The sequence below is a fragment of the Streptomyces chartreusis NRRL 3882 genome (assembly GCF_900236475.1).
In the GTDB taxonomy this organism is placed as follows: domain Bacteria; phylum Actinomycetota; class Actinomycetes; order Streptomycetales; family Streptomycetaceae; genus Streptomyces; species Streptomyces chartreusis_D.
Window position 1 is genome coordinate 7,799,550 of sequence record NZ_LT963352.1, and the last position, 17,335, is coordinate 7,816,884.

Annotated in this window: 13 protein-coding genes; 5 read left to right on the forward strand and 8 right to left on the reverse strand. The window is 72.3% G+C overall.

Annotated elements, in window-relative coordinates; genetic code table 11:
• Window positions 1-52: 52 nt before the first annotated feature.
• The 5 genes from SCNRRL3882_RS35420 to SCNRRL3882_RS35440 all read right to left on the reverse strand — a co-directional run bounded on the left by SCNRRL3882_RS35420 (window position 53) and on the right by SCNRRL3882_RS35440 (window position 8,711).
• Entirely contained in the window at window positions 53-1,060 is a 1,008-nt protein-coding gene (locus SCNRRL3882_RS35420) for a (-)-alpha-amorphene synthase (RefSeq protein WP_010048704.1), read from the reverse strand.
• Entirely contained in the window at window positions 1,044-2,528 is a 1,485-nt protein-coding gene (locus SCNRRL3882_RS35425; RefSeq protein ID WP_078603010.1) for a cytochrome P450, read from the reverse strand. Before SCNRRL3882_RS35425 ends, SCNRRL3882_RS35420 begins: the two co-directional genes overlap by 17 nt.
• Before the next feature lie 256 nt (window positions 2,529-2,784).
• Window positions 2,785-5,706 carry a glycosyl hydrolase 115 family protein gene (locus tag SCNRRL3882_RS35430; RefSeq protein WP_010048700.1) on the reverse strand — a complete coding sequence of 974 codons (2,922 nt, stop codon included), beginning with the start codon at window positions 5,704-5,706 and terminating at the stop codon, window positions 2,785-2,787.
• Between the two features lie 240 nt (window positions 5,707-5,946).
• Window positions 5,947-7,101, reverse strand: coding sequence for a M20 family metallopeptidase (locus SCNRRL3882_RS35435; RefSeq protein ID WP_010048697.1), 1,155 nt, complete (start codon window positions 7,099-7,101; stop codon window positions 5,947-5,949).
• Window positions 7,102-7,139: 38 nt separating this feature from the next.
• The gene (locus SCNRRL3882_RS35440; protein ID WP_010048696.1) at window positions 7,140-8,711 is read right to left on the reverse strand and encodes an AbgT family transporter; all 1,572 of its coding nucleotides are present in this window, start codon (window positions 8,709-8,711) and stop codon (window positions 7,140-7,142) included.
• A gap of 112 nt (window positions 8,712-8,823) precedes the next feature.
• On the opposite strand from SCNRRL3882_RS35440, the gene SCNRRL3882_RS35445 reads away from it, so the two are divergent.
• From SCNRRL3882_RS35445 to SCNRRL3882_RS35455, 3 genes are all read left to right on the forward strand, one after another.
• On the forward strand, window positions 8,824-9,870 hold the full coding sequence (locus tag SCNRRL3882_RS35445) for an Lrp/AsnC family transcriptional regulator (RefSeq protein WP_010048695.1): 1,047 nt from the start codon (window positions 8,824-8,826) through the stop codon (window positions 9,868-9,870).
• Window positions 9,857-11,239 (forward strand): M20 family metallopeptidase, encoded by a 1,383-nt coding sequence (locus tag SCNRRL3882_RS35450; RefSeq protein WP_040904437.1) that lies wholly within the window; start codon window positions 9,857-9,859, stop codon window positions 11,237-11,239. The genes SCNRRL3882_RS35445 and SCNRRL3882_RS35450 overlap by 14 nt, the downstream gene beginning before the upstream one ends.
• Window positions 11,240-11,305: 66 nt before the next feature.
• Window positions 11,306-11,944 carry a chorismate mutase gene (locus SCNRRL3882_RS35455; RefSeq protein WP_010048693.1) on the forward strand — a complete coding sequence of 213 codons (639 nt, stop codon included), beginning with the start codon at window positions 11,306-11,308 and terminating at the stop codon, window positions 11,942-11,944.
• On the opposite strand, the gene SCNRRL3882_RS35460 is transcribed toward SCNRRL3882_RS35455, so the two are convergent.
• Window positions 11,941-12,405: a DUF779 domain-containing protein gene (locus tag SCNRRL3882_RS35460; RefSeq protein ID WP_010048692.1), complete on the reverse strand. Its 465-nt coding sequence runs from the start codon at window positions 12,403-12,405 to the stop codon at window positions 11,941-11,943. The genes SCNRRL3882_RS35455 and SCNRRL3882_RS35460 overlap by 4 nt on opposite strands.
• 233 nt (window positions 12,406-12,638) lie before the next feature.
• On the opposite strand from SCNRRL3882_RS35460, the gene SCNRRL3882_RS35465 reads away from it, so the two are divergent.
• Window positions 12,639-12,857 (forward strand): DUF5988 family protein, encoded by a 219-nt coding sequence (locus tag SCNRRL3882_RS35465; protein ID WP_010048691.1) that lies wholly within the window; start codon window positions 12,639-12,641, stop codon window positions 12,855-12,857.
• A gap of 85 nt (window positions 12,858-12,942) precedes the next feature.
• Window positions 12,943-13,698: a thioesterase II family protein gene (locus tag SCNRRL3882_RS35470; protein ID WP_010048689.1), complete on the forward strand. Its 756-nt coding sequence runs from the start codon at window positions 12,943-12,945 to the stop codon at window positions 13,696-13,698.
• 13 nt (window positions 13,699-13,711) lie between these two features.
• On the opposite strand, the gene SCNRRL3882_RS35475 is transcribed toward SCNRRL3882_RS35470, so the two are convergent.
• The gene (locus tag SCNRRL3882_RS35475) at window positions 13,712-15,166 is read right to left on the reverse strand and encodes a lyase family protein (protein WP_010048687.1); all 1,455 of its coding nucleotides are present in this window, start codon (window positions 15,164-15,166) and stop codon (window positions 13,712-13,714) included.
• Complete coding sequence (locus SCNRRL3882_RS35480) at window positions 15,163-17,148, reverse strand: FAD/NAD(P)-binding protein (RefSeq protein ID WP_010048685.1); 1,986 nt, start codon at window positions 17,146-17,148, stop codon at window positions 15,163-15,165. Before SCNRRL3882_RS35480 ends, SCNRRL3882_RS35475 begins: the two co-directional genes overlap by 4 nt.
• Between the last annotated feature and the right edge of the window lie 187 nt (window positions 17,149-17,335).

Here is a 17,335-nt window from a genome sequence, read left to right on the forward strand (position 1 = left end):
TTTCCGCGCCTGTCGGGAACACCGTGGTGGAAACGGTCGGTCGGGCAGCGGATCAGGGCACCGAGGGTGCCGCCATCGCGTCCGCGTACCGCGGCACGGTGCGGGACCAGTAGTAGCAACCGCGGATCCAGCCGGCCATGCCCTCCACGTAGCCGACTCCGGAGGGGGTCAACTCCGGCCTGAGCTCACCGTAGAGCTCCTCGAACTCGCGGATCGTGCTGTTGATGTGCCAGGTGGCCAGCGTGACGGCCACGGGCAGGGTGCACCGGTGTGAGCGCTGGTAGGCGAGGGCCAGGTTGATCACGCCGCCCGCACGCTGTTCCTTCACCGCGGAGAAGAGGTCGGGTATCCACACCGCCGCGTCGGCCGACAGCCGGCTCAGGCGTCGCATGACGGGGTGATGGATCTCCTTTGGGGTCAGTTCGCACGGCTGCGCGGCCTCGCACAGCGGGTAGAACGGCTCGACGCCCGCGATGAGGGAGCGTATGGACCGGCACAGTCCGCTTCCCACCGGGACGGCGTCGGTTTGGGCCACCGCTTCGTACAGCAGGCCGTGCACGTACTCCCGGCTGTTCCAGGCCCATCGTGCGGCCTGAGCGGGTGTGCACCGCTCCCGTACCTGTCGATGGAGGTCGGCCAGGGCCGCCCCGAGCGGGGTGGTGGGCGGTTGGCCGTCCCGCAGGATCGCGATGCTCTCGCACAGCATGGGCAGCAGCCGGCCCGGCGTGTGCCGGCCGACGTCCTCCGCGCGGTCGTCGAAGATGAACTGGTAGGCGATCTGGTCGGCCATGATCTGGAGGAGCCCCGGATCCATGGTCGGGCTGTTGCAGGCCGCGAGTTCGGCGGGGCGCGTACGGGAGATCATGGCCGCCACCGCCGGGTCGTCGGTCAGCCCCCAGGTGCTCAGCCATTCGTCGACGCCCGCCGCCGCTTCGGACGCGTGGGGGTTGCGCTGGAAGGGGAAGGGCATGTAGAGATTCGCGTCGATCAGTTCCCTCAGATCGACGACCGGGATTCCGTCCTGTGCGGCGAGCGTGATTTCCTCATGCGTCGCGGACATCGTTGCCACCTGCCGTTCGTGAGTCGTGGACGACGGGTACGACAGTTGTCCCGGGTGCGCGGGAATCCGCCCGAGGCGGTGTGTCCACCGGTCGCCTCGCTCGCGGTTCGACGACCATCACCAGTCCCCTCGGACCCAACGACGCCGCTGGGCGCAGCCGTTCGGTGTGGCCCGGCAGATGACGCAGCCGCCAGTGGCGGGCGATGAACGAGAGGGCCACCGTGGCCTCCGTCAGGGCGAGTGTCTCTCCGATGCATTTCCGGCTGCCCGCACCGAACGGGATCATCGCTCCGGGCGGGGCCGCGACGGTCTGCCCGGGCAGCCAGCGGTCGGGGAGGAAGCGATCAGGGTCGGGGAACAGGTCGGGATCGTGGTGCAGGAGGTACGGGCTGAACATGACGGTGGCGCCCTTCGGGAGACGGTGTCCGGCGAGCTCCGTCTCCTGCGTGGTGACGCGGGTGAAGAGCCAGCCGGGCGGGCGGTGACGGAGGGTCTCGGTGAGGATGCACCGAGTGCGGACGAGGCGCGGCAGCTCGTCGGGGCCGGGCGGCTGCCCCCAAGCGAGCACGGCGTCGACTTCGGAGTGCAGGCGGCGTTCCTCCTCGGGATGCCTCCCCAGGAGCTCCAAGGCGGAGGAGAGGCACAGGGCTGTGCTCTCGGCACCGGCGAAGATCAGCGTCAGCACCTGGCCGTGGACTTCCTCATCGGTGATCGCCGTCCCCCCGCCGTCGGCCCGCGTGGCCGCCAGCAGGGTCCCGAGCAGGTCGTCGCGCTCGTCGTGGGGAGTGCCTCGCCGACGTTGGGCTATGGCCGCGTCGACGATCGCGCACAGGCGGTCGGAAGCGTGCCGGTAACGCCGGTTCGCCGGCGTGGGAACACGGAACAGCGCGTCGACCGGCATCACCGTCCGGACGAACACGCCGCGGAACACGGTGGCCAGGCACCTGCGCATCTCGGCGGCCGTATCGGTGTCGAGCGAGTCGGAGAAGAGGACGCGGCCGACCACACGTGTGGACAGGTCCATCATCGCCGCGCTGATGTCCACCACTTGCCCGGCCCGCCACGCGCGGCACACCGACTCCACTTCCTCGCCCATCAGGCGCACCTGGTCGGCGACGCGTGCCTTGCGGAACTCCGGCTGGAGCAGCCTGCGCTGTCGCCGGTGATCCTGGTGGCGGCAGGTGCCGACGCCGTCCCCCAGCAGCATCCGCAACCTGTCGTAGAGCGGGCCGCCCTTGTCGAACGTGCGCGGGTCCCTGAGCACCTGGTGGACCAGGTCCGGGTGGCACGCCATCCAGGCACGCTGCGGACCCAGGCGTATCTCGACCAGATCTCCGTGTGCGGGTAAAGAATTCAGAAAAGCCAGCGGCCGACGGACCAAGTCGATACCGTGGCCGATGAATGGGAATATGCCTGGAGCAGTGCCCACTGTCCAATCTCGGGCTGGTCCGGGAACGGAGCCGCTCATCGAATACCACCTGCCTCAGCTGGCGCACGGGATTTCGGTGCGGTCGCACCGACTTGATGCTCGACTCATGTCCTGCCCAGTGGAATGAGTGGATGGCTCGCCGAACCCTTTCTCCATAGGGGCGCACGGATGCATGGAGGGGCGTCGAGCGAATCACGGTTGCCGCATGCACCCAGCTTCTTATCGATTTTCTGTGCACGCAGAAATCCGTGTTCCCGTCAGCGCTCCCGCAGGCCGCGACTGCCGGTTGACCGACCTAGTGGTCCAAGGTCGCCACGCCCGGTGTGACGGCGGGGTCGGGGTTGAAGACGCGGTGGTAGCTCTCCGGTGGCGCGAGACAACTCGCGGGCAGGCCACCCGTGTCGATGACGATCTGGTCCACGGCGATCGCGGGGTCGGTCATGAACAGCCGCAGGACGTGCTCGCCCGGTTCCGTCACGGTCACCCGGGCCGTCAGCTTCTCGATGCCCTCCTCCACGTTGCGGGCCCAGGCGTCCCCCCGGTTTCCGGTGGCGATGGCCTGGCCGGACAGGACCGTCGGCGGCTGGTCGTCGAGGGCGACCGCCAGCCGGCGCTTGCCCCGCTCGTCGAGGGAGGGCAGCCGGAAGACGGTCACCGCGAAGGTGCCGGTGCTGGTGAAGCGCACCCGGTAGCGCAGCTCCGGTGACCGGGTGGGGAGGTCCTCGGTGATCGGCGGTGCGGTCGTCGGTACCGCCTCGACGGCGGCCGTACGGCGTCCCAGGCCGCGCACCACCCGCCACCGGGCCCCGCCGCGCGCCACCTGGCGGTCGAAGTGCGCGGCGTCGATCGACACGTAGCCGTGGGCCTCGACGAAACCGCGGGCGCGCTGCCGGGCCCGTTCGCCGTCGTTGACCACCCGCAGGGGCACCTCGGCGGTCGTGCCCGCGCCGGTGAAGGTCAGTGTGGGGAGGTGAGTGCCCTCCGGTGCCCGCGGCCAGTCGATCTCCACCCACACCCGTGTCTGGTCCGTGAGTTCCCCGCCGGCCGTGCTCAGCCGGATCCACGGGTGACTCGGCTCGGCCCGCCACTCCAGCGGGAGGAAACCCGTGTTGAAGACGTCCACGAAGCGGCGGTCGCGGGCGTAGGAGGAGAAGGAGAGCGGGTGACCCGCTCCCGTTTCGTTGCCCTCCGCGGCCAGCCCGAGGCCCGAGGTCTCCTGGCGGGGCACCCGTGTGACGGCCGGTCGGCCCGGCGCCTTGGGAACCTGGGACGGGTAGGGGTTGACGATGCCGTCCCACTTGCCGCCCGCGATCTCCGCGTTGTAGCGGCGGGTGATCGCCTGCTCCTCGGCGTGCGCGGCCTCGGCCAGGTCCGCGAAGCGGTTCGTGCCCGCGCCGCGCCCCTGACGGACGGCGAGCGCGTTCCGGTCCGCCCAGTAGTACTTCAGGTTCATCAAGAAGGCCCCGTGCACCGGGTACTCGACCAGTTCGTAGAAGGCGTCGCGGTAGGGCTCGGGCAGCTTCGCGCCCAGCTTGCGCACCCGGTCCAGCAACTGCTCGTAGGCGTCCAGCCGGCGGCCCGCCTCGTCGCCGTGGTGCACCGTCGAGAAGATCGCCTTGTCGATGAACTCCGGGCGCCGCTCCGCCGCCAGGCGGTAGTACTCCGTGCGGATGGCGGCGATCTCCGAGCCGTGGCGCCGGCCGAACTGGCGCCCGGCCCACTCCACCAGGAAGTCCTCGACGTTCCCCGGGCCCCAGCGGTCCACGTCCCACGCCATGTCCAGGCAGAAGGACAGGCCCGTCTCGATCGACTTGATGTCACCGACGTTGAAGATCCACATCCGGTCGACCTGGTGGTCGTGGACCCGGCGCAGCTCCTGCCACACCTTGCTCAACTGCGTGGTGTCCAGCCACAGGTAGCTCCTGGGACGGCCCCAGTAGGAAAGGTGGTAGTAGATGCCGTTGCCGCCGGAGCGGCGGCGCTCCGCCTCGTTCGGGAGCTGGCGCATGTTGCCGTGGTTGTCGTCCGGCCAGATCAGCGTGACGTCGTCGGGGACCTTCACGCCCGCGTTGTACAGCTCCAGGACCTCCTTGTACGGGATGAAGATCTGCGGTTCGGCCGCCTCGCCCACCTCCTCGGCCAGGATGCGGCGCTGGTCGGTGATGATGTCGTTCATCACCGCCACCTTCTCCGGGATCGTGGTGGCGTACTTCGTCTCCAGCGCCGAGTCGTGCAGACCGCGCATGCCGATCGTCCAGCTGCTCTCGTATGCCGCGTTCTGCCGGGCCCGCGCCCGCCAGTAGTCGGAGATGACGGCCGGGTTCACCGTGTAGTCGTAGAGCGGCAGGGTGCCGTCGGGGTTCCGGTGGTCCTCGGCCCACGGCTCCCACTCGTGCACGCCGTTGCGGAGCATGGCCTCGGGGTGGCTGGAGCCGACCACGATGCCGTAGCGGTCGGCCAGTTCGGGGTTCTCGCGGTGCTTGTTGAAGAAGTCGGAGTACGGGTGCATCGCGGGCCAGAGGTAGTTGGCCTTGAGGCGGAGCAGCAGCTCGAAGACCCGCTCGTAGGTCCGGGGGCCGATGTTCTTGTTCGGTTCCTGGGTGCGGTGGGACCACGTGGTGAGGTTCTGCTCGTCGTTGATGAAGATGCCGCGGTAGCGGACGGCGGGCTCGTGGCGTACGAAGGGGCCTGCCGGGACCGTCACCGTGTCGCGGCGGACCACCGGCACGTCGGCCCACCAGTACCAGGGCGAGACACCGATGCGTTCCGAGGTGTCGTAGACGCCGTAGACCGTGCCGCGCCGGTCGCTGCCCGCGATGACCAGGGCGCGGTCCACACCGGGCAGCGGACGGTCCACGACCTGGGTGACGGACGCCTCCCAGCGGCCCTGGACCCGGGAGACGTCCAGGCGTCCGTGCCGGACCAGCCGGTCGATCACCGGGCTCGCACCGATCGTGCCCACCAGGACCAGCAGTTCGGCCTGCCGGGGCACGGCGTGCAGCAGCCGCGGCCGGACGCCGCCGACCCGCTCCACGTCCGCCACGAGGTCACCGGCCGCCCGGATCACGGCGGGGTCCTCCGCCGCGTCCACGAACACGTCCGCAGGGGTGCCGTTCCGGAGCAGCGGGAAGTCCGGCCGGGCCGAGGCCGCGGCTTCGGCGGTGGCGGTGGGGAGTACGGCGGCGGGGAGCAGGGGGGCGGCGCCGACGGCTGCCATTCCCCGTAAGAACGACTTGCGGGTCCATGACGGGTGCGACGGTCTGTGGGGCTCGCTGTGCGGCACGGGACACTGCCTTTCAGCGTCAGGCCCGCGTCGGTTCCTCGTCCGGGCCGTGGCGGGGCTGCGCGCACGTGGGGTGGGTGTGCAGGCTTGGCATGAGCAGGCTAGAAAGCGCTTGCGACCGCACCCTAGGCGAGCCCGCGCGGGGGCGTCCAGAGGCCGGGGAGGGGTGCGCGGCTAACCCACCCCTGCCATGAGCAGCCCCGCCAGCAGCGCCGTGCGCGGCGGGATGTGGTCCAGCAGGACGTGCTCGTGCCGTGCGTGGGCGCCGTCGCCCACCGCGCCCAGGCCGTCGAGGACGGGACGGCCGAGCGCGGAGACGAAGTTGCCGTCGCTCGCCCCGCCGACGGCCGTCTCCCGCAGGGTCCACCCCAGCTCCTGCGCCGCCGCGTGGGCCCGCTTGAACAGGAGCCGGGAGGCGGGCGTCGGCACCATCGGGGGACGGTTCCAGCCGCCGGTGACCGAGACCCGTACCCGGGGGTCGGAGGGCGTCAGGGAGGCCAGTGCGGCGTCGACGCGGGCCGCTTCGGCGGGGTCGGGGATCCGTACGTCGATGCCACAGCTCGCCCGGCCGGCGATGACGTTGCGGCCCGTGCCGCCGCTGATCACCCCGACGTTGACCGTCGTGCCCCGCTCCGGGGAGCCCAGGACGGCGATCCGGGTGACCAGTTCGGCGAGGGCGTGCACGGCGCTGGCGCCCCGGTGCGGATCGAGGCCCGCGTGGGCCTCCACGCCCTCCACGGTCACCTCGAAGAGGCCGACGCCCTTGCGGGACGTCTTCAGCGCCCCCTCCGGCCCGGCCGACGCCTCGCACACGAGCGTGGCCGTCGCGTCCTCGCTCAGCCGCTCGATCACCGGCCGGGAGGCGGGGCTGCCGATCTCCTCGTCGCCGTTCAGGAACAGCCGCACCGACGGGCGCGGCAGATCCAGTTCCCGCAGCAGGCGCAGCGCCCACACGGCCTGCACCAGACCGCACTTCATGTCGAACACTCCCGGCCCGGTGGCCCGCCCGTCCTCGCTCACCCGGAAGGGCCACTCGGCGAGGGTGCCGGCGGGCCACACCGTGTCGTAGTGGCACAGGACCAGCACCAGCGCGGGCGATGTGCCCCGGTACAGCAGTTCCAGCATGTCGCCGTGCGGACCGCCGTCGTACCGCCGCGACTCGTCCGGCGGGCCGAGCCGGTGGCGCGTCCAGGCCTCGACGGAGGCGAGCCCGGCGGTCAGCAACTCCTTGTCGTCGCTGGGTGTCTCCAGCTCGACCAGCCTGCGCAGGTCTCCGGTCATCTCCGGCAGGGCTTCCCGGGCCGGCGATTCGACGCGGATCAGGGACATGGACGGTCCTCCTCGTACGTGCGGAAGCGGCCGGGCGGTCAGCGGACGGGCACCCCCGGGCCCAGCGGAATGCCCAGCGCCCACCAGGCGTAGAACAGCAGCGTCCAGGCCGCCAGCATGACCAGGCACAGCGGCAGGGTCAGCGACAGCAGCGTGCCGATGCCGGCCGAGCGCCGGTAGCGCTGGACGACACCCAGGGTCATCACGAAGTAGGCGCTCATCGGTGTCGCCGCGTTGGTGCACGAGTCGGCGATGCGGTACACCGCCTGGGTCACCTCGGGCGGGATGTCGAGCAGCATGAACATGGGCACGAACACCGGGGAGACCAGGGCCCATTGGGCGGAGCCGCTGGTGACGAGCAGGTTGATGACCGTGCAGACCAGCAGGACGCCGAGGAACGCCACCGGGCCCGTGATGCCCGCCGACTCGAGCAGCCCGGCGCCCCGGATCGCCAGGACCTCGCCGACGCCGGTCCACTTGAAGTACGCCAGGAACTGGGAGATGGCGAAGAACAGCACCAGGATCGGCGCCATCTCGCGCAGGCCCTGCGCCATCTGGTCGGGGATGTCCCGCCCGGTCCGTACGGTCCCGACCGTCCGCCCGTACACGGCGCCCACGATCAGGAACGCCACCGCCAGGACGACCGCGATGCCGGTGAGCACCGGCGACTGCACGATGCTGCCGCCCTCGCCGCGCAGCGGCGATCCGGCCGGGGCCATCGCCACCACGACCAGCGCGGCGTACGCAAGCAGCGCGAGTCCCGCGTTGCGCAGGCCTCTGCGTTCCTCCGGGCGCAGCGTCAGTCCGGCTTCCGTGCCGGCGGCGTCGGGGGCGTCCTCCGGCTCCGGTTCCTCCGGCATCGCGGCCACCCGCCGGGCGATGACCTTCTCCGTGACGACGGTGACGACGATGGCCAGGACGACCGACGAGGCCACCGAGAAGAAGTAGTTGGACAGCGGGTTGACCACGTACGAAGGGTCGACCGTGTGCGCGGCGGCCGTCGTCAGACCGGCCAGGACCGCGTCCGTCGGGGTGACCAGCGGGCTCGCGTCATAGCCGGCGGACACCGACACGAACGCCACCACGGCACCCAGCATCGGACTGCGTCCCACCGCCCGGAACGCCATCGCGCCCAGCGGCACCAGCACCACGTAGGCCGCGTCGGACGCGACGTGCGCGACCATGGCGGTGAAGGCGAGCGTGAACGTCAGCCACCGCGCCGGGACCCGCGCGACGGCCGCCCGCAGCATCGCGGGCAGCAGCCCCGACCGGTCGGCGACGGCCACGCCCAGCATGACCACGAGGATCGTGCCGAGCGGCGGGAACGTGGCGTAGTTCGTCACCGCGTCGGAGATCATCATCCGCAGTCCCTCGCCCGAGACGAGGCTGCGCACTCCCACCGTCTTGCCGGTGGCGGGGTTGAGCGCGGAGGCGCCGGTGGCCGACAGAAGCCAGCTGACCAGCGCCAGGACGACGCTGAGCACACCGAACAGCCAGAACGGGTGGGGGAGTTTGTTGCCGAGGCGCTCGATGCGCCCGAGGACGGCGAGCAGCCGGGAGAGCTGCTTCGAGGGGACGTCGGGCGGCGGGGGTGAAGTGGCGGTGGTCACATCCCTATTGACGGCCCTGTTGACGAAATCATGCAAGTAAAAAGGTTGTTGCGGTCGTATCGGTCGTGTGAAGTCGCTGGTTGACGGATTCGTTCCAAGGAGGATGGGTCGCATGGAGAACGCCCTGGACGACGACGACCTCGACCTGGTCGCCGCGCTCCAGCGCGCACCGCGCGCCCCGCTCAGCCTGCTGGCCCAGGCGCTGGGCGTGTCGGCGAGCACCGTGGGACGGCGGCTGGCCCGGCTGGAGTCGAACCGGCTGCTGCGGGTGATCGGCCAGGTCGACCTGTCGGTGACCGGTGAGGGCACCCCCTGGCACGTGTGGGTCGCCGCCGCGCCGGGACGGGCCCTCGACGTCGCCCGGGGGCTCGTCGAACTGCCCGAGGCGGCCCATGTCGCCGTCACCGCCGGGCAGGCGGACGTCTACTGCGTCGTCCAGCCCGCGCGCCGCGCCGAGGCCCGCGACCTGCTCACCCGGCACATCGCCACGCTCCCCGGCGTACGGTCCACCCGGACCGAACTCGTCCTGCGCGCGGACACCAAGTCCGACGCCTGGCGGCTGCCGCGCCTGACGCAGGACCAGCACCGGCTGCTCGCCACCTACACGGCGGAGGAGCGCGAGACGGACCCGGGCGGCGCGGACCGGCCCGCCCGCCCCACCGGTGACGAGCTGCGCATCCTGCGGCTGCTCGCCGCCGACGGCCGGATGACCGCCGCGCAGGCGTCCCGGGAACTCGGCATCGGGCAGTCCACCGCCTACCGCGTCACCCAGTCGCTGCTCCAGCGCGGACTGGTCCGCCCCCGCGTGGAGATCGAGCCCGGACTACTGGGCTACGCCCTGGAGGCGGTGGTCGCGCTGACCGTGGCGCCGGGCGGGGTGCGCGAGGCCGCCCGGACGCTCGCCCGGCACCCCTCCGCCCGGTACGTGTCGACCAACGCGGGCACCTTCTCCGTCGTCCACCAGGGCGTCTTCCGGGACGAGGAGGGGCTCGCGGAGTTCCTCACCCGGGACCTGGCGGAGCTTGACGGGGTGATCTCCTTCGACGTCTCCGTCGTGCTCCAGGCACTGCGGCGGCACTGGCTCGACCGGGAGGACGGCCGCCTGGCCGCCCTGCCCGGCCCGACGGACACCGGGAGTGGACGGCATGACGACACGTGAGACCGCCATCGGCCTGGCGGAGGCCTACTTCGACTCCGGCGGCTTCCTGGCCGACCTGCGGCGCCGCGTCGCGTTCCCCACGCAGAGCCCGCCGCCCGACGGCACGGGCCCGCTGCGCGCCTACCTGGCCGACGAACTCGCCCCCACCGTACGCCGCCTGGGCGCGACCGTACGGATCGTCGACAACCCGGTGCCGGGCGCGGGCCCGTTCCTGCTCGCCCGCCGGCACGAGGCCGACGGCCTGCCCACCGTCCTGGTCTACGGCCACGGCGACGTCGTCCCCGGGCAGGACGGCCGCTGGCGCACCGGCCTGTCCCCCTGGGAACTCGTCGTCGAGGGCGACCGCCTCTACGGGCGCGGCACCGCCGACAACAAGGGCCAGCACACCGTCAACCTGGCCGCGCTCGAACAGGTCCTGGCCGCTCGGGGAGGCCGGCTGGGCTTCAACTTGAAGGTGCTCGTGGAGACCGGGGAGGAGTCGGGCTCACCGGGTCTGCACGAGGTCTGCCGCCGGCTGGCGGACGACCTGGCCGCCGACCTGCTCGTCGCCTCCGACGGCCCACGCCTCGCGGCCGGCCGCCCCACCCTGTTCCTCGGCTCCCGGGGCGCCGCCAACTTCCGTCTGCGCGTGGCCCTGCGCGAGGGCGCCCACCACTCGGGCAACTGGGGCGGCGCCCTGCGCAACCCCGCCACGGTGCTCGCCGGCGCCCTGGCCACCCTGGTCGACTCCCGCGGCCGCATCCTGGTGGAGGAACTGCGGCCGCCGGCGCTGCCCGAGCCCGTCGCCGCCGCCCTGGCGAACCTCACCGTGGGCGGCGGGGACGGCGACCCGGAAGTCGACACCGACTGGGGCGAACCGGGCCTCACCCCGGCCGAACGCGTCTTCGGCTGGAACACCCTGGAGGTCCTCACCCTGGCCGCCGGGGACCCCGCCAAGCCCGTCGGGGCCATTCCCGGCACCGCCCACGCCGACGTCCAGCTCCGCTTCGTCGTCGGCACGCCCTGGCGCGACCTCGAACGCATCGTCCGCGACCACCTCGACGCGCACGGCCTGTCCATGGTCGACGTCGAGGTCCTCCAGGCCGTCCCCGCGACCCGCCTCAGCCCGGACGACCCGTGGGTCCGCCGGGCCGTGGACTCCCTGCGGCACACCACGGGCAAGGAACCGGCCGTCCTGCCGAACCTCGGCGGCACCCTCCCCAACGACGCCTTCGCGGACATCCTCGGCCTGCCCACGGTGTGGGTCCCGCACTCCCACCCCTCCTGCTCCCAACACGCCCCTGACGAGCACCTGTTGGCGTCGGTGGCCCGCGAGGGGCTGCGCATCATGGCGGGCCTGTTCTGGGACCTCGGTCAACCACGGGCCTGACGGCGATCGGTAGGTTGCCGGACAGCGCCGCGGTCCGGCGCTTCGCCCCCACGGAAGGACACCCCTGTGCCCCCTCGACCTCTCCGGTCCACCCTCACTCTCCTCAGCACCCTGACGACCGCGGCGACCCTGGCCCTCGGTACGGCCGGCCCGGCCACCGCCGCCGAGCGGCCCGCTCCCGTACGTCACACGACCGCCGCAAACGGCGTGGCATCAAGTCTGTCGTCGGTGACCGAACTGCTGGCCCAGCGGCTGCTGCTGGCCGACAAGGTCGCCGCCGCCAAGTACGGCACGGACACGCCGATCGACGACCCGGAGCGCGAGGCGCGGATCCTGGACGACGTCCGCGCCCGGGCGGTGGGCCTCGGCCTCGCCCCGGACGCCGTGGCCGCCGTGTTCCGGGACCAGATCGAGGCGAACAAGCTGGTGCAGCGCGGCCTGTACGCCCGCTGGGACGCGCACCCCGCCGAGCGCCCCACCGAGCGGCCCGACCTGGCCAAGGAGGTCCGCCCGGCCCTCGACCGCATCACCACACAGCTGCTGGCCGCGCTCGACGACACGGAACGGGCCCGGGCCCTGCCGTCGTGCGGTCCGCGCCTGGCGACGGCCGCCGGCTGGTCCGCGTACACCCACCGGCTGGACGCGCTGCACCTGACGGGGTTCGGGCGGGCGCTGCCGTCGGTGTGCGACACGGGCGCGCCCTAGGGCCTGTCCGACAGGCCCTGGGCGACCTGGTCCGCCCCGGTCGGCAGGGGCGGTTCCGACTCGATGCGGTGCAGCTCCTCGTCGGTGAGGAGGCGGGAGCGGAGCAGGAAGCGGACGCCCTCCGGGGCCTCCAGGGAGAAGCCGCTGCCACGTCCAGGGACCACGTCCACGGTGAGGTGGGTGTGCGACCAGTACGTGTACTGGTCCGCGCTCATCCAGAACGGGGTGTCCCCGCTCACGTGCCCCAGCAGGACGTCCGAGGCACCGACCCGGAACTCGCCGCGCGGGTAGCACATCGGGGCGCTGCCGTCGCAGCAGCCGCCGGACTGGTGGAACATCACCGGCCCGTGCGTCCCGGTCAGCCGCCGCAGCAGGTCCTCGGCGGCGGGCGTCAGTTCGACACGTCCCGTGGGGGCGGTCGTCGGCAGAACCTGGGGTTCGGGGGCGGGCGAGTCGGTCATGGGATCCCTCCAGGTGGCGACAAGGCGGTACGGAGCCGGTCCGTATACCCGGTTCTCCAGTGTCCGTCCGCCCATGTGTAGGGGGCTATAGGGGTGTCCGGCAATGGTCGCCCGGAAATACGCTGACGGGGAATGCAGGCCGCATTCTGTCCGAATTCCACGTGTGGCAAGGCGCTGTGCGATCGTCGCCGCCCGGTGGCAGATGGCAGCAGACGCCGAGAGGAGTTCCCCGCATGAGCGTTGCCCAGCCGAATGTGGTTCTCCGAGGCTGTCCCTCGCCCTACCTCGCCGAGGACGAGCGCTTCCGGCATGTTTCGGACCCCGACGACAGGCTGAAGTTCTATGTCGGAAACCGGTACGAGCATTTCGTGCCGACCTCAGAATGGGAGGTGCACGACGGCGTGCGCCTGCGTGTCTTCGTCTGGACGGGAGCCACCAAACCAGCCGAGTGAGCACGGCCCAGCACAGAGAAGACGGCGGCGGCCGCCCGGGTCGCCGTCGTCGCCGTTGTCCCGCGCGACAGAACAGGAAGGCCACATGACCGCCACCGATCCGTGGATACGGCGCTTCTTTCCGAGCCCCGACGCCCCCGTGCAACTGGTCTGTCTGCCGCACGCGGGTGGTTCGGCGTCCTTCTTCCGGCCGGTGGCCCAGGCGCTGAACCCCCGTGTCGAGGTGCTTGCCGTCCAGTACCCGGGGCGCCAGGACCGGCACCACGAGCCCATGATCGACAGCATCGGCGGCCTCGCGGACCATGTGTGCCGGGCCGTGACGGGCGCGGTGGACCGCCCCTTCGCCCTGTTCGGGCACAGCATGGGCGCCACCCTGGCCTTCGAGGTCGCCGTCCGGCTGGAGCAGGCCGGGCGGGTCGCCGAGCGGGTCTTCGTCTCGGGGCGCCGCGCACCCTCGTGCCACCGGGACGAGCAGGTGCACCAGCGCGACGACGCCGGGATCATCGCCGAACTGCGCAGGCTCAGCGGCACCGACCAACGGGTCTTCGGCGACGACGAGTTGATGCGGATGGTCCTGCCGGCCGTGCGGAACGACTACCGCGCGGCGGAGACCTACGTGTGCGCGACGGACCACCGGCTCCGCAGCCCCGTCACCGCGCTGACCGGAGACGACGACCCCAAGGCGAGCCATGACGAGGTACGCGCCTGGAGCGACCACACCCAGGGCGCCTTCGAGATGGAGCGGTACCCCGGCGGCCACTTCTTCCTCGTCGACCACGCACCGGACGTGATCCGCCTCATCCGCGAGCGGCTGACCGAGTCCGCCGTCGCGCCACGCTGAGCGCGCCGCCGGACTACCGGGCCAGTGCCCGGTCCACCAGGGCCCCGGCCGCACCCGTGTAGTCGGCCGGGTCGCACAACCGCACGAACTCCTCGGCGGTGAACGCCCCGGCCAGCTCCGGCAGTTCCGCCAGCACGTCCGGCAGCGGGCGTCCCGACCCGGAAGCCACCTCGGTCGCGGCGCTCAGCAGCCGCTTCGCGGTCGCCTTGCCGAGCCTCGGCGCCAGAGCCGCCGCCAGGCGCTCCGACACCAGCGCGCTGCCGATGAGCGCCACGTTCTGCCGCATCCGCTCCGGCCGGACCTCCAGCCCCGCCGCCAGCTCCACCGCGGTGTGCGCCGCACCGCCCGTCAGCCGCAGGCACTCCCGCAGCAACTGCCACTCCGCGTGCCACGCCCCCGCCGACCGCTCGTCCTCCGCGACCAGGCACTGCGTCAGGCCGGCCGCCAGGACCGGCACCTGGAGCGCGGCACTGCGCACGAGCGTCGCCAGCACCGGGTTCCGCTTCTGCGGCATCGCCGAGGAGACCCCGCGCCCCGCCACGGACGGTTCGGCCACCTCGCCCACCTCCGTGCGCGTCAGCGACTGCACGTCCACCGCCATCTTGCCGAGCGCGCCCGCCGTGAACGCCAGTGCCGCCGCGAGGTCCGCGATCGGACTGCGCAGCGCGTGCCAGGGCAGCGCCGGACCGGCCGACAGCCCCGTCTCCGCGGCAAACGCCTCCGCCAACTCGGCCACGTACCGCGCGACATCGAGGTCCGCGCCCCGCTCCTTGCCCGTGGTCCCCTCGGAGCCGACGGCCGTACGGCCGTCGATCCGGGCGTACTCGACGTAGCCGGCCAACGTCCCCGCCGAGCCGCCGAGCGACACCGGGAGCGTCTCCAGCACCAGCTCCAGCCGGTGGTCCGCGTCCAGGAGCAGCTGACGCCAGCCCGCGGCCTTCACCCCGAACGTCGTCGGCACCGCGTGCATCGTCAGCGTCCGGCCCGCCATCAGCGTGTCACGGTGCGCCCCGGCCAGATCCGCCAGCGACCCCGCCGCCCGCGCCAGGTCGCCCCGGATGACGCGCAGCGTCCGGCAGGCCACCAGCATGGCGCCCGTGTCCAGCACGTCCTGACTGGTCGAACCCCGGTGCACGTACTCGGCCGCGGCGGGGTCCTCCCGCCCCACCACCCCGCTCAGCGCCTGCACCACACCGACCACCGGGTTGGCCGTATCCCGCGCCGCCAGCGCCAGGGCCCGCACGTCCAGGAGCTCGGCACGGGCCAGCCGGCTGATGGTCTCGGCGGCGGCCCGCGGCACCAGCCCCAGAGCGGCCTGCGCCCGCGCCAACGCTGCCTCGGCGTCCAGCATGGCCTGGAGCCACGCCACATCGGACACGGCAGCCTCGGCCGGTGTGCCGGCCCGCACCGGGGAGAGCAGGCCGGCGTCCAGCAGCGGATCACCGACCCCGTCCTGCGGCCCGGTCACACGATCACCCCGGTCAGGTCCGTGTCCGTCATCGTCCGGCGTACCGTGGCCGGCACATGCGCCACCGGCGGCAGCCCCGTGATCGCCCGCGCGATGGCGTCCGAGTCGCCGATCGTCACCGAGTCGACCCCCGGCCGGACCCCAGCCGCGGTCACCCAGTGCACCGACTCCGTCGGCACCCCGAACGCGAACCGCCGCGGATGCGGCCTGCCGCGCGCGTCCAGCAGGTGATACGGCCGCTCGGTCACCGCCAGCCCGCCCGTCTCGTACGTGGCACCGCAGCCGGAGCGGATCCGGTACGGCCCGACCTGCTCCGTGGCCAGCAGATGCCGCAGCAGCGGATCGTCGGTGCGGCGCAGGTCCGGCTCGGGAAGCCGGGCCTCGATCAGCGCCCGGCTCCGGACCGGCGGCCCCGGCACCGACGCCGACTCCGCGACGAACGACGGATCGGCCGTGTCGAAGCGGACCTCCGTTCCCGGGCCGGTCAGTTCCAGCAGCCCCGCCTCGATCAGCGCGATCATCTCCGCGATCCGGGAGGCCGGCGGACCGATGGACAGGAACGCGTTGAGCGGCGTGTACCACCCCTCCAGATCGTCCCGGTGCGAGTTGCCCTCCAGACCCCCGTGGTCCACGGCCAGCCGTATCTCGTTGCGCAGGTCCCGCAGCACGTCCAACGCCGCCTTCAGCGGACCCCTCACGTTCCCGCTCCGCGCCGCGTCGAGGTCGTCGCGCAGGTGGTCCAGCAGCCAGGCGCGGAACTCCGCACGGTCCCCGAACCGCTTGCCGCGGCACGGCTGCGCGATCCGCTCCCAGTCCCACCGGTCCGCCACGGCGATACCGAACTCGTCGAGCAGCGGCGACGTCTCACCGTCCGCCGGGACGGCCAGGAACCGTTCCTCGAACGCCCCCCGTTCGCCGCCGCGGCCGCAGGCCTCCAGCAGCGTGCCGTAGTAGACGCCCTCCACCTCCCGGCAGATCAGCGGCCACAGATCGGTGCCGAAGTGCACCCGCTCCCCGTCCTCACCCCGGGCGCGCAGTGCCGTGGCGTACTCGGCCGTCAGCAGCCGCGGCCGGTGGCGCCCGAACGGGCCCTTCTGGTTCTCGCCGCGCGCGTGGTACGGCACCCCGCGCCGTGAGTGCGCGTACATCACCGGCTCCTGCCCGGACCGCCGGTACACCAGCCGGCCGGCCTCCTCGTGGAAGGAACCTCCCCGGCCCAGGGTGAACAGGGCCATGTAGTCGAAGAAGTTGAGCCCCAGCCCGCGCAGCAGCACCGGACTGCCCGGCCCGATGCCGCTCAGGTCGACGTCCGCAGGGTTGGCCGGGGGCACATACGTCAGATAGTGGATGCGGGCCAGGGTCGCGGTGCGCTCCTGACGCGGTGTGAGCCGGCACGGCACATGCCCCTGTGCCAGCACGATGGCGTCCAGACTGTTCAACCGGGTGCCGCACGCCAGCCGCACACCCTGCGGCCCGCCCGGGACGCCGTGCGTGTCGGCCATCGCCACCGCCTGGGAGGCGTGCACCCGCACGGTGACGTGCGGAGGAGCACCGGCCACGATCCGCTCGAAGCAGTCGTTGAGGTAGTGGCCGTAGAAGGCCCGCGTCGGATAGGAGTCCGGGCCCAGCGACTTCGCCTCCCGCAGCGTCTCCTCGTCGTGACCGCCCCGGCCGGCCAGCGGCCCCAGCAGCGCCAGCTGCTTCGCCCAGTCGTACAGACTGGGACCGGGCTCGACGGGTCCATCGATCCGGGTGCTGTCGTCGGAATAGATCGTCACCTGCGACGCCACCGTGTTCATCAGCAGATGGCGGGACTGCGCCGGGCGCCACACCCGCCCGGCGCCCGGCGGCCAGGGGTCGACGAGGTGGACCAGCACGGTGGACGAGGACGGCGCCACCCGCTCGTTCGCGCACAGCCGCTCCAGCACGGACAATCCACGCGGGCCCGCGCCGACGATGCAGATCTCCATGGTGCCGTTCATGCGAACGCTCCGTCCCGGTGCCTCGAAATCCGGCCGCCGGAATCGTCGCGAGGCATTTCCGTGCAGGTCAACGAAGCTCCTGCGGATCCGTCAAGTCGTGCCGGACACGCATTACCGGAACCCGCACCCCTGCCCCGTTCATCACCGGTGCTTAGGGGGGTGCCAGGGGTTGTCCGTTATCGCCCTC